Consider the following 14,930-nt stretch of genomic DNA (forward strand, 5'->3'; position numbering starts at 1 on the left):
AAATACTCATTTATGGCGATTGTACGACCCGGAAATTACCCCCACCTTTGTATCCGGAACAACAGATCTATTCAGCCATTGCGTTGTTTGTATTGTTAATGTTTGTGTGTGCAAAAACCTCCCGGGAAGCCCGGGAGGTTTTTCTTCGGTGTCGTTCCGGCGTCCTGCCGGGGCGCGTGCCGGCGGCGGGAGCCTCCGGGGGTTATTCGTTGCGCCGCAGGTTCCACTTGTTGTTGTTGCAGATCACGGCCCTGACCAGGTCGTCGCCGTAGACCTGCATGTTCGAGTAGGTCTGCCCGTAGGTCATCGTGGCGTGCGATGCCGCCGCGAAGTCCATCAGCACGATGCCGACGTTCCCGCGGAAATCGTACCTGTCGATCTTGTCGGCCGTATACCTGTTGTACTTGTTCGCGCAGTAGTCGTAGTCGCCCACGGCGCCGAACAGGCTGATCCCCGACACGCTGCAATGGGCCGTGTCGTAGCAGCTCACATAATTCATGCACCACCGCGTCGGGTCGTCCGTATTATAGGTATAGGCGATGCACTCGTCGATGGCCGCATACTTGGTCTTGCCGTCCGATGCCCCGTTCTTGATGTTGTAGAGGTCGTTCACGCGGATCGGGGCCTGCCCCACGCCGTTGCCGCTGAGCGTCGTGTCGAAGACCACCTTGTCGTGCGTCCAGTTCAGGTAGGCGCCGAAATACCGGCCGTTGTTCGACGATTTGTAATCCTCGCGGATCACGAAGAGTATCTTGCCGCGGGCGTCGGCCAGCGTCATCAGGGGGTGGAAGTCGGCCACATAGCCGCTGCAATGCGATTTGATCAGGCTGGCCACGCTTTTGTCCCATCCCGTCTTATTGGCGCTGGTGCTCGTGTTCTCGTATTTCATGTGCACGAGCACCGTCTCGCCCGGATGTTCGTCGAGGAATCGCACGAAACGGTCGAGCAGGTGCGAAAGCATGAAGGGCGAAAGTTCCTGGCGACCGGAGCTGCCCGGGGCGTAGCCGCCCAGCGTCGGGTCGCCCAGCGGGGCTATGCCGTGATGGATCGGGAGGTCGCGCACCGAGGAGCTCGACGAGGAGGGGCGCAGGTCGAACATGCGAACCCCGGCCGCAAGCTGCTCTTCGATGGAGAGCTCCTGTGCCTTGATGATCTTGGTCGTGTTCATATAGCCGAATACGACGTTCTGCAACCATTTGAAGTGGTATCTTTCGCCGGGCATCCCGCCTTTGTACTCGTAGTGCGAACCGTAGATCGTGCAGGCGTCGTGCGACCCGGGGATGGAAACCTGCGACAGGTAGGTGTTGTCGGGCAGGTAGGCCATCCAGTCGGAATAATCTTCCGAGGTCTGTTGCGCCTGTGCCTGCATGTCGCCGATCGTGAACGAATAACGGTGCCCGGCCCTGAGCGTTGCCGGGGTCGTGTAGCTGTATGTTCTGCCCTGCGTGGTGACGGCGGAAAGCGTGAGCCCCTCGATGTCCTGCGGCAGCATGAACGCCGTGACCGCGACCTTCGACCCTGCGCTGAGCTGAATGTAGGGGACGTCCCCCGACATCAGGTGCAGGGCCAGCACGTTCGATCCTTTGCCCGGGATGACCGTGCACCGGTCGGTTTCGATGTCGAACGTGAAGCCGCCCGCTATGGGGCCGTTCTCGCTCGACAGCACGAGCTTCTGTACCTCCGCGGCCTCCGAGAATCCCACCTGGATCGTAACCGTGGTCATCAGCGGGCGGAACCTGAAGGGCACCTCCCCTCCGCGTTCCACCCCTTGGGTGCATGCCGCCATATAGGCATACTGCATGTTGCATTCGCCGTTGTGGTAGGTCTGTACGGCCGGGATTGCCGTCGCGACGATCGAGCCGCTGTTGGCCTGGACGGCGTCTGCCGGGTAGAAGGCGTAAAAATCGTAGCTGGGACTGCTCCCCCACTGCATCCCCGTGTCGCTCAGGTCGGCTTCGCTTTCGGTCGCCCCGGAGACGCTGACTTCGACCTCCGCCCATTGCGGGGTCGTCTGCGGGCAGATGATCCCCACGCGGTCGGCATTGCGCCAATAGATCGGGTAATAACCGTCCTGTAGCGGGCCGTAAGCCGTACGGGTTTCGTCCGTGGGGTCGGGCGCTTCATTGCCGATCGACAACCGGCAGACGATGGCATCGCCCCCTGTCGCGGGTGTTTCGGGCCCTTCGGGCAGTTCTGTCGTATCCTTTCCGCAACCGGCCAGCAGGAGCGCGAGCAGCGCGAGTCGGAAAATAGGTTTGTGTTTCATAACGTCAGGTTCGAATTGGCTGTTTGTAATTCAATACTCGTCGTCCGCATAATCCACCGGGCCCGGCCCGAGTTCGCTGCCGTGCGGCTGTGAAATCGCGAATCCTGCTTCGGCCGCAATTACGAGTATCTCCAATTCCGGCTTTGTGTATGCTGCTTTCATCAGATTCGGTTTATAGATAAATCGGGACGGTATCCTGCTCCGTCCCGATCTGAAAAATTATTATATCGAAATTATTCGACCGTATAGGTGAAATCCGCGAACTCTACGTGGTAAGATCCTGCGGTAGATAGTATCTTGATCATGAGACGCTGTCCGTTGGTGACCGTAAACGTATGGGTCTGCGTACCGGATTTGCACTTTTGGTCGTTGCCGTTCAGGATGTTGTTCCTGTCGCGGAGCCACGATTCGGTGATCGGGCCGTTGCCCGTTACGCCGATCCTATACTCAATATTGCCTATACGGTTGGTCGCTACCTCGAAGGATACCTTCACGGTTTTCGAACCCTCGCACTGGATCGGGGCCGTCACGAAAGCGCCGTTGTTTGCGTTGTTGAAGCCCGCAGGAACCTGCAGCTGGATGCGGTTCTTCTTGAGTTTGTCGTCGCCGTTCTTGTCGCTCTTGATCTCTGCCTGGTAAAAATACCAGTCATTGAAAATTCCTTCCGGGTCGTATTGGGAATCGACCGTGTAGAATCCGTTGTCCTGATAGGTATGCGTACCGTACTTCTGGTCGATGGCATCGGGTACGGTGATCGTCACCGTTTTCTTGTTGCAGGGTACGCTCATCGTGTAGTGGTGGTTGCGCTTCAGGCCGGCCAGCGTGAACGACTTGTCCGAGTAGGTCAGCCCGTCGGTAGTCATTACCTTCACGGTCATGGTCGAGTGGATGCCCACGGGGAGCAGGCCCACTACGAACTCTTTCCGGTTCGTGGGAACTGCGATCGAATTGGTTACGGACGATGCCGTGAAGTTCTCCAGGGCGTCGATCGTACCGGAGGTCGGCAATACGTTGCTGTCGGTCTCCAGGATGACTTTCTTGGGCGTTTCGTTCGCACCCAGTCCGAGCGAGATCTTGATGCGGGCCATCAGCGGTTTGAACGTGAAGTGTACGGGCAGTTGGGTCGTCGCCTCGTTGATTTCGAACGGCTCCTCCCAGATGTTCGTATACATGAAGTCATAGGCAGCCAGGTTGTCCGTGCAGTATTCCGATCCCCAGGTGTGCTTGAAGGTCTTGTTCACGGCGTCGAACGTGGCGTTGCAGTCGTACGGATAATAAGCCGCCGCCAGCGAGTAGGAACCGATGGGCACCTCGCCCGAGAACGTCGTGGTCGGGCCCGACTTGTCGGCCGTGAACTCGCATGTCATCGTCGCAGCTCCGTCGTAGAGGAGCACGGCGACTTTGTCGCCGGCCACCCAGTTGGTCGTGGTGCCGTCGATGGAAGTACGGGTCTCCCCGGAAACCATCTCCTCGGGGATGGTTACCTGGACATACTTTTTCGGGCAGCCGGCCGGAGCCGTATCGTCCTTGCTGCACGCGGCCATGCCGACCGTTGCGAGCATTGCTATAACGAATAATTTTTTCATGGTGCATTTTCTGTTTTTGTCGTTAATTCCCAATGGATGCGTCGCTATTCGTAGTCATCGTAAGAGAGCGACCTGGTTCCGCCCAGCTCACCGCCGTCGGTTCCCGGTTCGATGCTGCTGCTTGCCGCGAATCCTTTTTCCACGCATACGGAGATCAGGTACAGCTCCGGTGCTTCGTAAGTCATAGTTTGTTTTTTCATGGTCTTTTTTATTATGTGTAGTTGCTTTTATTCCATGTCCGTTTCGGGTTGGCGCTACGCCCTTACGCAGAGCACGCGCATGCCGCGCTGCACCCCCGCCGCGGACAGGCATATTTCGACGATGCCTGTCCTTTGTCCCGTTCGGTGGATCCGCTGCAGTTCCGCTTCGACGCGCGCCTCTTCCGCTTCGGGAAGCTGCCGTCCGACCCATAGGCCGGGTTTGCCGGAGGCGTATACGCGAACCCGGCCTTCTTCCAGGTAGGCGAGCAGGTAGTGCGGCGCCCGGCCGGATCCGGTGGTTTCGCCCGCTGCGGTCGATGTCTCTGTCCGGGGCATGCGGTAAAGTCCGTTAGGGTTTGCCAATCTCCATTTGTCTTGCTTATTCCACGATTACGGCGCGGTTCAGTTCCGGCTCTGCGAACCGGTTGTTGGTGTCGCCTTCGGCTTTCTTGACCAAACGGGACGGGTCGATGCCGTACTTGTCCTTCAGGAGGTTGTAGACATACTCCATGCGCTGTTCGCTCAGCCGCTGGTTGATCTCTTTCGTGCCGGTATCCTTGTCTGCCGAGCCGATCAGCGTGAAGGTCTTGTCCTTGTCGGCCTTCATGGCATTCTTCACGTAGAATTCGAGGTTGGTCAGTTCTTTCTTGTCGAGCGTGGCCTTGCCGATCTTGAAGAAGAGCGCTACGGGCGATGCGGATACCTTCTGCGCGGCAACTACCTTGGGCGGCATGTTGCGCAGCTTCTCGTTCTCGTTGCTCAGTTCCGAATTCTGCGATGCGAGTTCTTCGTTGGTGTTTTCGAGCCGCCTGATACGATCCAGGTACGACGTGTAGTCCACGGGCTGAGCCTGCGAGGCTCGCTTGAAGCCGCGGCGGTTCAGGTTGAACGACAGCCCTGCCGTTACCGAGAGCATACCTTCGCCGATGCGGCCGCCGCCCACGCCGTCGAAACGCTGGTTGACCAGCAGGCAGCGAGCTTCGAGCGTCAGGTCGAGCAGATCGCAGAGGCGCACTACGTTCAGCAGACCTGCGTCGAAGCCGATTTCGTTGTCGTGGGTGCCGTTGCCGTAGGAACGCGCCCAACCCACTCCGACGAAGGGTACGAAATTCCAGGTGCGGGTCTGCTTGTAGCCGCTCACGGCGTTCGAGAAGTTCCACATTGCATCGGCATGCAGGTACGACACGCCGAATTTCTCCTTGAACATGCTGCCGTCGGCACCCTTTGCGTATTTGGTGCCTGCGGTCGTCCACCCTTTGGCCTGCAGGCCGGAGTATCCGACGCGTGCGCCGACCGAGGGCGTGAACCATTTTCCGACATGGACGTCGAGTGCCGGGGCCATGCGTTTGCCGAATTTGCCGTAGGAATCGTGTTCGCCGAAATAGATATTTACACCGCCGGCGACGCCGACGAAGATGTTGTCGAAAAAGCGGTTCGTTTCATAGGGGCCGCGCACGATGCGGTTCTGCGCATCGCGATTGCCGTTTTCCTGTGCCGTGGCTGTAAGGCTGACGATGATAAAGAGGGCAATAAGATAGAGGCGTTTCATGTTTGAATGTTTTAGTGATTAGAAATTTCCCGGTATCTATGGTCTCGTTGCGAGTCCGTTATTCGTGTTATCTGCCGTGTCCGGTACATGTGGCAGGCTACGGCTACCGCCAATGCCGGGGCGGCGATTGCCGGTAGCGACAGGATGAAAATGGTCGGTGGTTGTTTGTTTTTCCATGAATGTGTTTTTGTTCGCTGACGTGAGGGGGCTAAAGCGAGCCTGTTCCTGTCTCCCCTGTGACCTGGGGCGTTGCCTGCGGCAACCGGAACCGGCTTTGCCTGAACAGGGCGGGTGATTCCAATTCTTCTATGTATATCTTTGATAGATAGGTTTGAATGAGGTTGTCGTACTCCTTGCACACTTTCTGGAGGGGCTGCATCGTGCGTGTATTTTCGTATGTCCAGAACGTGTGCGAGACTTCATGCATGCCACCGTCCAGCCTGCGGATCAGGTCGTACAGCGTCGGGCGGTGGTTCGGGTTCCATTGGTAGAAGGTTCTTCCCGACTGGAATACGCAAATCAGGTAGTCCGTTTTGGCCGCCAGTTCCCGTAAAGTACGGCGGTACATATAGGTGTCCGTATCGGGGCCTACACATGCAGCCTGCAACTCGCGTCCTTTCATCAGGGGAGTCCCTGCTTCCGACGCCTTGTGCAGTACGAGCAGTATCTTTACCGCCCACAGGATTCTTGCGGAAAACATCGAATGTAAATTGTTAGTAACCAGTGGCTTGTGTGCATTGTTCGTGACCCATTATTACCAATAATGTATCTTGAAATCGTAATAAGTTGTATTATAGACGTTTCAATTCATTTGCAAAAATAGAATTAATTATATTCATAACCAAATTTTTCAGGAGGAAAAAACGCACACCTCAGCGTAATAAACTGAAAATAAGAATATTGTATCGTTTTATTTATCTTTTTCATCCGGACAGACCGAAAATGTCCTGAAAGCCCCCACCATGCCTTCGGGAAAGTGTCCAAACAGCGTATTTACCGACTGGTAACCAAGCACATACGCCAAAAGAGACCCATTATTGGTAATAATGGGTCTTGATTTTTTTGTTGCCTGTTTCTATTCCTTCTAACCAAAAAATCCGGATATTTTACGAAACCGCCTTTTACTGTAGGTCGATGATTTTTCGATTGGCTTTGTCGATGATGTTGTGGTCGAGTTGTGCGAGATAGATGCGCGTCGTCCGTTCGGACGTGTGTCCCATCCCGGCGCTGATCACCGTGAGCGGTGTGCCGCAATCACGGGCCAGAGTTGCCCATGAGTGTCGTGCGACATAGAATGTCAGCGGTTCCGGGATATTGAGCAGGACTCCGATTTTTCGGATAAATTTATTCAGCTCGCGCTGCTGCTGGCGGTAATTGTCATAGCTGTCGTCTTTTGCCAGTACGGGGAGTATATAGGGCGAAGCATTGCTATAACGGTCGATGATGTGCTGCAGCTGCGGCTCGATGCGCATCGAGAGCATCTGCCCCGTTTTGTGGCGTGCATAGGTCAATACGCCGTCATGGATGTCGCTGTTGCGCAGGTAGACCATATCTACGAACGACATGCCGCGGGTGAAGAAACTGAACATGAAGATGTCGCGTGCGAGGGAGTACTTGGGATGCAGCGCCGAGAAGTCGGCCGTGCATATCCGTTTGATGGTTTCGCGTGACAGCGCCCGTTTGCGCGTTACGGTTTGCCTGACGGTCAGATGGGTGAAGGGATTTGGGAACGAGGCCGGTATGAGCCGTTTTTTTACGGATCGGTTGTAGACTGCCCTCAGGTTGCGCAGGTGGAACGTCACCGTGTTGGTTGTCACGCCCCGTGCCCTGAGCCAGCGTTCGTAACGCTCTGCCCAGCGGGCCGAGAGGTGTTGCGACGTCAGGTGCTGGCCGTCGAGGAAACTCAGCAGCAGCCTGTATGACGACCGGTAGTTCGCAGCCGAGCCTTTGCGCCCGGCTTTCTCGTAGTCGGAGATGTGTTTCGAGAAACACGACATGAAGTCGAATTCATAATTACGGGTGCGTGTCATCCTGGCCGGGTATGGCCCGACAACCGGATGCCGCCCCGTAAAGGCGGAATCTGGCGAATACATAATCAAGTAAATTTAATAAGAAGAGTTGGTCACTGGGTGCAAAGATACAAAATTATAGCCAATTATCCGCATTTATGTCGATGATATTGTGTGCTTTAGTGGCCTTTGAAGCGTATTTGCAGGGACTGTCATTTATATATAATATACTGATAATGCAATATTTAATGCCCGGATTTGCCTCCGGATCCACCTCCTGTTTTATTTATCTGAAATTTAGCGGACTAAATGAAATATTCACCCCGGAAACCGGTTTCCGTCGCGGTCATGTCCGGCACGGTAACGGTTTATGATGATTATTCGCTTTCGGCCTCCCCTCCCCGCTTCCTGCCGGATACGAAAAAGCCGCTCCCCTGTCAGGAGCGGCCATGGAGGAGGTATGGGGGCTGCTGCCGTCAGCCGCACATATAGACGCATCCGTAAATCAGCCCTGCGGCGAGTGCGCCCAGTACGGGCCCCGTTACGGGTACCCAGCTGTAACCCCACCCGCTCGTGCCCTTCCCCCTGATGGGCAGGATGCTGTGGGCCACACGCGGAGGCAGGTCGCGCGCCGGGTTGATGGCATAGCCCGTCGTGCCGCCCAGCGACATGCCGATGGCCATGATGAGCATCGTCACGGGCAGGCTTCCGAGGCTTCCCATCCCGATTTCGGGGGTGTTCTGTTCGTTGCCGATGGCCAGGATCACGAACACCAGCAGGAACGTGCCGAGGAATTCGCAGAAGAGGTTGCGCGGCTTGTCCATGATCGCGGGCATGGTGCAGAATACGCCGAGCTTGGTCGCCGGGTCGTCCGTGGCGTCGAAGTGGTCTTTGTAATAGACATAGACCAGTACGGCCCCGCAGAAACCGCCCAGCAGCTGTGCCGCGATGTACCCGGGCACGAACGCCCACGGGAACGACCCCGCCACGGCCAGCCCGACCGAGACCGCGGGGTTGAGGTGCGCCCCCGAATAGGGGCCCGCGATCAGCACGCCGCACATCACGGCCAGGCCCCACGCGATTGTGATTACGGCCCATCCGCCGTTAAAACCTTTCGATTGTTTCAGTACCGTCGATGCGACGACCCCGTCGCCCAGCAGTACGAGCACCAGTGTCCCGATGAATTCGAACAGGCACTTGGTAAACAGTGTGATTTCCATAATCCCGGTATTTTAGTCTTTGCTGTTGCGCAGTACCCTGCGTACGGCGTCTTCCCACCCTGCGACGGCCTTCCCGATCTGCGAGCGGTCGGCCGTGGGTTCGAATACGTGCTCCGCCTGCCATTGCTGGCGGATTTCGTCGATGCTTCCCCAGTAGCCTACGGCCAGTCCGGCCAGGTAAGCCGCACCCAGCGCCGTGGTTTCCGTCACGCCCGGGCGTATGACGCGCGTGTCCAGCAGGTCGGACTGGAACTGCATCAGCAGGTTGTTGCGCGCCGCGCCGCCGTCGACCTTCAGTTCCCGGAGCGTGATGCCCGAGTCGCGCTGCATGGCGCCCACGATGTCCAGCGTCTGGTAGGCGATCCCCTCCAGCGCCGCGCGGGCGATATGCGCGGCCGTCGTGCCGCGGCTGATGCCGCTGATGGCTCCCCGGGCATACTGATCCCAGTACGGGGCCGCCAGCCCCGTGAGCGCCGGCACGAAATAGACGCCGTTGGTGTCGGGTACCGAAGCGGCCAGGGCTTCGACTTCGGACGACGAGCGGATGATCCCCAGCCCGTCGCGCAGCCACTGCACGACCGACCCGCCGACGAAGATGCTCCCTTCGAGCGCGTAGTCGACCTTGTCGCCGATCTTCCATGCGATGGTCGTCAGTAGGTTGTTCGACGACGTGATGGGCTTTTCCCCGCTGTTCATCAGCAGGAAGCACCCCGTGCCGTAGGTGTTTTTCACCGACCCGGGCTCGACGCACATTTGCCCGAACAGCGCTGCCTGCTGGTCGCCCGCGATGCCCGCGATGGGTACCTTGTGGGCGAAGATCGTGGTCTTCGTCGCGCCGTATACCTCGCTCGACGACTTCACCTGGGGCATCATCGAAGCGGGGATGCCGAACAGCCTCAGCAGCTCCTCGTCCCATTGCAGCGTATGGATGTTGAAGAGCATCGTGCGCGAGGCGTTGCTCACGTCCGTCACGTGCACCTCGCCGCGCGTGAGGCGCCAGATGAGCCACGAGTCGACCGTGCCGAACATCAGTTTGCCCTTCTCGGCACGCTCCCTCGCCCCGGCCACGTTGTCCAGGATCCATTTGATCTTCGTGGCGCTGAAATAGGCGTCGACGATCAACCCCGTCCTTTCCCGGATGAATTCGGTCTGCCCCTCGGCCTTCAGCCGGTCGCAGTACTCCGAGGTGCGGCGATCCTGCCAGACGATGGCGTTGTAGACCGGTTCTTCGGTCTCCGAATCCCACACGATCGTGGTCTCCCGCTGGTTGGTGATGCCGATGCCCGCGATGTTCAGGCCGTTGATGTCGATGGACGCGATCGCCTCGGCGATCACCGAAGCCTGCGACGACCATATCTCGTGCGGGTTGTGTTCCACCCATCCCGGCTTGGGGAATATCTGCGTGAACTCCCGCTGTGCCATCGAGCATATCTGCCCTTTCCGGTCGAATACGATCGCACGGGAACTGCTCGTCCCCTGATCCAATGACAAAATGTACTGTTCCATATATTCGAGTTGTTATAGATGCGTCGTTGCCGCTTTTGTCCGCATTCCGTTCCCGTGCCGGAGACTACCCTGCGGCGGCCTTTACAAATCTATAAAAAATATCCGGGATTCGAAACGAAAGCGATAAGTTTTTTTTCGAAACCTTCCGTGGGGCGTTCCCTATCCTCCTCTCCAATCCGCCTTCTTCAGTCGCTTTTCCCGTACGCTTTCTCGTGTCGCCTTGCCGCCCTCTCCCGTCCGCCGTGTACCTATATACATATATAATCCCCGCAAAACCCGGTGGCTTTGCGGGGAATTCCCCGGCGTTGCGGGAGGGCTCCCGGCCGGGGCGCTTGCTGGGCTATCCCTTCCGCAGCAGATGCTTCGACAGAAATTTGCGCACCGGTTCGTCGTACAGCCTCAGGCACAGCCATGCCAGGATTACCGAACCGAAGAAAAGTGCCAGGGCACCTGGCAGCGACTCCCGGAACGTGAGGTCGCCGTTCTTGACCCAGGCGTAGTAGAGGTATATGAAGGGATAGTGCACCATGTAGAGGGGATAGGATATGTCCCCCAGGAATTTGCACACCCGGGCGGTGACTTTGTCGGTGGTCTTGCCCGACGCCCCGAGAAAAACCAGCAGGGGGAAGGCGACGACGGCGCAGAACGTATCGTACAGTCCGTTCATCCACAAATTCTCACTGCCGCCGATGCGCGGAACCGACAGCAGGGCGACGACGCACAGGCCGCATATCCAGAAGGCGCCCCGGATATGCACGGGTTTGAATACGCGCGAGAGCAGTAGACCGGCCGAGAACGCGAACATCAGGCGCAGCGAACCGCCGATCATATTTTCTTCGGTCATGGCGAACCCGACGCAGATGTCGCCCAGCGGCCCCCAGACGGCGAATGCCGCCAGCCCGCACCCGGCCAGGAAAACCACGACGGAAAGTGCCCCGGTCGAAAGTTTGCGGATGAAGAAGGCGTACAGGATATTTCCGGCGTACTCGAAAAACAGCGACCAGCTCGGGCCGTTGAGCGGGTACATCTCGCCCAGCCCCCGGATTTCCGTGCCGGGGCTTGCCGGAATCAGGCAGGCGTTCATCAGCGTCGCCGCCAGCAGCATCGGCACCGTGACTTTGGTCACGTCCCAGACGGAGCAGCCCTGGAAATAGAACATGACGGCACCGATCACGGCACCGATCACGACCATGGGATGCAGGCGGATGAGCCTGCGCTTGAGGAACTCCGTGACCGTCATCTTTTTCCAGCGGTCGTCATAGGCGTACCCGATTACGAACCCCGAGAGTATGAAGAAGAAATCGACGGCCAGATAGCCGTGGTTGATCCTCTGATCCAGGTGGCTGGTCGCAAAGGCTTCGAAAATATGGAACCACACGACGGTCAGCGCCGCAATTCCGCGCAATCCGTCGAGTATGTCGTAATGCGGCTTCGTGTCCGCAAATGCCGCCGCCGAAATCGTTGACATCGGTTTGTGTTTAGTAGTTCGCGCCTGCCGAAACTCCCGGCAGACCGGGCAAAGATAATCAAATAATCGCTTCGGGCATAATCCACTGTCCCTGTCGCCGCCCTTGCCGCCCTTGCCGCCTCTGTTGCCCTTGCCGCCCTTGCCGCCTCTGCCGCCTCTGTTGTACTTGCCGCCAACGGACGGGTGGCAGCGAGGTTTTGCGGCATGTGGTTTCAGCTCCCGGCGGCACTCCCGCCCGTTGTCCCGGCAATAAAATCGACTTTTTATATAATAAATCCGACTCCGGCAACGCTATTGTATATGAGAGAGAATAGATTAAAACAGAACGGATATGAAAAAGCTGATGATTTTAACCGTTGCAATCCTGCTTGCCGGTGCCGGTACGGGCTATGCCCAGTCGCAGGACGCGAATTCCAGGAAAATGGCCCGCAAGCAGATGAAGGCCGAACAGGACGCACGCGACCGGCTCGCTTTCGAGGAGGCCAGGAAGGCTATCGAGGCCAAGGATTTCGTACTCGAAGCCGACCAGGTGAGCTTCAAGTCGGGTTCGACGGCGCAGGTTTCGTCCAATACCAATTTCGTCGCCGTGCAGGGCGACAAGGCCGTCGTGCAGGTGGCTTTCGACATCCCCGTGAGCGGCCCCAACGGCCTTGGCGGCGTAACGGTCTCGGGCAGCACCTCGGATTACAGGCAGAGCGTGGACAAGAAGGGGAACATCCGTGTATCGATGAACGTCATCGGCACGGGGATTTCCGCACAGGTCTATATCAACCTTCCCAACGGGGGCAACCAGGCCAGCGTGGACATCTCGCCTAATTTCAACTCGCGGCGCATCACGCTGCGGGGCGAACTCCTGCCGCTCTCCGAGGGTAATATTTTCCAGGGCCGCACTTTCTGACAGGCCGACATTGCCTTGCCATTGAACGGGACTGCGTAACAAGTCCCCGATTTACGGCTTCACCCCCGTCCGAACATGCTGCGGACGGGGGTGATTTTTGTTTTGGGCTACTCGCAGGACAGCCTCATGCTGTGCCGTGGCGCCGTGCACAAAAAAAGAGACCCCTTGAGGCCTCTTCTGAGCGGGAAACGGGGGTCGAACCCGCGACCCTCAGCTTGGGAAGCTGATGCTCTACCACTGAGCTACTCCCGCATTTCGGAGTACAAATATACTCCGCTTTTTTTTATTTTTCAAGTTTTCCGGGTATCAAATTCACATCAATCGACAATTTTTTTCAGCGATGCCAGGTTTTTCGGATTTTTCAGGTCGCGCCCCTCGGGTGTATAGAGGTATTCCAGCCTGTCGCGGAAGTGTTCTTCGACCTTGTTGCGTACGACCTTCATCGTGCTGTTTACCAATCCGTTTTGTTCGGTGAAAGGCTCGTCTACGATCGCCAGCCCCGCCGGCAGCCACCGTTCGGGGAACTCCCCGCCGAAGATGCCGCCCGCACGGTAACGGTCTATTTCGCCGCCGAGGATCGCCGCCGCGGTCTCCGCCCGTTTTTCGGCCGCTACCCCGCGGCTGTCCAGTTCGCGCCGCAAGGCCTCGCGGTTCGGCACGACGATGGCGCCCGTAAACGGGCTCTGGTTGTTGTGTACGATGATCTGGTCGATGTAGGGCGACTTGTCCACGATCGCCTCTTCCATGCCTTCGGGACTGTATTTCTCGCCGTCGCTGGCGATCAGCAGGCTCTTGAAACGCCCCAGCACATAGAGGAAATCGTCTTCCGAGACATACCCCATGTCGCCCGTGTGCAGCCATCCGTTGCGCAGGGTGTCGGCCGTCGCCTCGGGGTTTTTCCAGTATCCGGCCATGACGTTCTCGCCGCGGATCACGATCTCGCCTTTCTGTCCGCGGGGAAGCTCCCGTCCCGTTTCGTCGACGATCTTCAGGTCGAGCGGGATCAGTATCTTGCCCGACGACCCGAACCGGTGCCAGTGGTACTTGGGCGAGTTGGTCGAGATGACGGGCGTCGCTTCCGAGAGGCCGTAACCCTGGAACATCGGGATACCGATGGCGTAGTAGAACCGCTGCAGCTCCGCGTCGAGCAGCGCGCCGCCGCCCACGAAGAACCTGAGGCTCCCGCCGAACGCTTCCCGCACCTTGCGGAACAGCGCCGCGTCGAAGAGTTTTACCAGCGGCCAGAGCACTATGCGCCAGCCGTGTCCCTTGCTGTACCCGTCCCTGTTGTAGACATAGGCCGTGCGGAGCGCGAAATTGAAGAGCCGTTCCGTGAAACGCCCCTTGGCGCGGATCAAGGATTCGATGTTCTTGCGGAAATTCTTGGCCAGCGCCGGCACCGACAGCAGGAAATGCGGCCGCACCTCGCGGATGTTCTGCGGGATGTTCTTGAGCGTCTCCATCGGTGTGGCGCCCACCTGCACGGTTGCGACCGTCGCCCCGCATGCGATCATGATATAGAACCCCACGACATGCGCGAAGCAGTGATCCAGCGGCAGGATGATGAGCGTCCGGTAATATGGCGGGATGTCGATGCGCGAGAGCGACTGTTCGACGTTGGCCGTGTAGTTGCGGTGCGTCAGCACGACGCCTTTTGGGTCGGCCGTGGTGCCCGACGTGTAGGTGATTGTCGCGTAGTCGTCGTTGCGGATCGAACGGCCGATTGCGAGGAACTCCTCCCTGTTTGCCGCCAGGTAGTCGCGGCCCATGCGCCGGAGCGTCCCGAGCGCCGTCTCGCCCGCTTCGAGCGGAATATGCCCGATGACGATGATATGCTCCACCTGCGGCAGCTCCGCGCGTATGCGCCGGATCTTGGAGAGCTGGTATTTCGATACGAACAGCGCCCTGACTTCGGCATGACGCATACGGAACAGCAGGTCGTTCGACTCTTCGAGTTTCACCGACAGCGGCACGCTGACCGCCCCGGCATAGAAGACGCCCAGTTCCGAAGTGATCCATGCATTGCACCCCTCCGAGAGTATCGCCACTTTGTCCCCGGGGCGTATGCCCGCCGCGGCCAGCCCCGCGCCGGTCTCGAGCGCCTGCTCCCTGGTCTCGGCATAGGTCGTGGGTTCGAATGCCCGGTGTTTTTTCTCCAGCAGGAATGTCTTTGCCCCGTACTTTACGACGGAGTCCTCGAAAAGGTCGATGATGGTCTTCTTCATGGT

General features: G+C 58.1%; 13 protein-coding genes and 1 tRNA gene. 1 reads left to right on the forward strand and 13 read right to left on the reverse strand.

Annotated elements, in window-relative coordinates:
- Nucleotides 1–202: 202 nt before the first annotated feature.
- The 11 genes from DW189_RS02485 to DW189_RS02525 form a co-directional block, all read right to left on the reverse strand.
- Nucleotides 203–2,266: a fimbrillin family protein gene (locus DW189_RS02485; protein WP_117506752.1), complete on the reverse strand. Its 2,064-nt coding sequence runs from the start codon at nucleotides 2,264–2,266 to the stop codon at nucleotides 203–205.
- Between the two features lie 30 nt (nucleotides 2,267–2,296).
- Entirely contained in the window at nucleotides 2,297–2,428 is a 132-nt protein-coding gene (locus tag DW189_RS14560) for a hypothetical protein (RefSeq protein ID WP_259295422.1), read from the reverse strand.
- A gap of 71 nt (nucleotides 2,429–2,499) precedes the next feature.
- Nucleotides 2,500–3,852: a fimbrillin family protein gene (locus DW189_RS02490; protein ID WP_117506753.1), complete on the reverse strand. Its 1,353-nt coding sequence runs from the start codon at nucleotides 3,850–3,852 to the stop codon at nucleotides 2,500–2,502.
- A gap of 44 nt (nucleotides 3,853–3,896) precedes the next feature.
- Entirely contained in the window at nucleotides 3,897–4,052 is a 156-nt protein-coding gene (locus DW189_RS14350; protein ID WP_153919227.1) for a hypothetical protein, read from the reverse strand.
- 54 nt (nucleotides 4,053–4,106) lie between these two features.
- Nucleotides 4,107–4,388, reverse strand: a complete 282-nt coding sequence (locus tag DW189_RS02495; protein WP_117506754.1) for a hypothetical protein — start codon at nucleotides 4,386–4,388, stop codon at nucleotides 4,107–4,109.
- A gap of 43 nt (nucleotides 4,389–4,431) precedes the next feature.
- Nucleotides 4,432–5,601, reverse strand: coding sequence for an OmpA family protein (locus DW189_RS02500; RefSeq protein ID WP_117506755.1), 1,170 nt, complete (start codon nucleotides 5,599–5,601; stop codon nucleotides 4,432–4,434).
- 208 nt (nucleotides 5,602–5,809) lie between these two features.
- Nucleotides 5,810–6,301 carry a hypothetical protein gene (locus tag DW189_RS02505; RefSeq protein WP_117506756.1) on the reverse strand — a complete coding sequence of 164 codons (492 nt, stop codon included), beginning with the start codon at nucleotides 6,299–6,301 and terminating at the stop codon, nucleotides 5,810–5,812.
- Between the two features lie 421 nt (nucleotides 6,302–6,722).
- The gene (locus DW189_RS02510; protein WP_117506757.1) at nucleotides 6,723–7,631 is read right to left on the reverse strand and encodes a tyrosine-type recombinase/integrase; all 909 of its coding nucleotides are present in this window, start codon (nucleotides 7,629–7,631) and stop codon (nucleotides 6,723–6,725) included.
- 455 nt (nucleotides 7,632–8,086) lie between these two features.
- Entirely contained in the window at nucleotides 8,087–8,830 is a 744-nt protein-coding gene (locus DW189_RS02515; protein WP_022333639.1) for an MIP/aquaporin family protein, read from the reverse strand.
- A gap of 12 nt (nucleotides 8,831–8,842) precedes the next feature.
- A complete protein-coding gene (gene glpK, locus DW189_RS02520) occupies nucleotides 8,843–10,336 on the reverse strand; it encodes a glycerol kinase GlpK (protein ID WP_117506758.1) in 1,494 nt (497 codons plus the stop codon).
- 340 nt (nucleotides 10,337–10,676) lie between these two features.
- Nucleotides 10,677–11,804, reverse strand: a complete 1,128-nt coding sequence (locus tag DW189_RS02525) for an acyltransferase family protein (protein WP_022333637.1) — start codon at nucleotides 11,802–11,804, stop codon at nucleotides 10,677–10,679.
- A 331-nt stretch (nucleotides 11,805–12,135) separates the two neighbouring features.
- Here DW189_RS02525 and DW189_RS02530 point away from each other — a divergent pair, with 331 nt between their 5' ends.
- On the forward strand, nucleotides 12,136–12,702 hold the full coding sequence (locus tag DW189_RS02530; RefSeq protein WP_162508162.1) for a DUF4251 domain-containing protein: 567 nt from the start codon (nucleotides 12,136–12,138) through the stop codon (nucleotides 12,700–12,702).
- A 180-nt stretch (nucleotides 12,703–12,882) separates the two neighbouring features.
- Here DW189_RS02530 and DW189_RS02535 read toward each other — a convergent pair.
- Both DW189_RS02535 and DW189_RS02540 read right to left on the reverse strand, forming a co-directional pair.
- Nucleotides 12,883–12,954, reverse strand: a tRNA-Gly gene (locus tag DW189_RS02535).
- A gap of 65 nt (nucleotides 12,955–13,019) precedes the next feature.
- Nucleotides 13,020–14,927 (reverse strand): AMP-dependent synthetase/ligase, encoded by a 1,908-nt coding sequence (locus DW189_RS02540; protein WP_117506759.1) that lies wholly within the window; start codon nucleotides 14,925–14,927, stop codon nucleotides 13,020–13,022.
- Between the last annotated feature and the right edge of the window lie 3 nt (nucleotides 14,928–14,930).

Origin of the sequence: Alistipes sp. AM16-43, assembly GCF_003435745.1 — a bacterium.
Taxonomy (GTDB): domain Bacteria; phylum Bacteroidota; class Bacteroidia; order Bacteroidales; family Rikenellaceae; genus Alistipes; species Alistipes onderdonkii.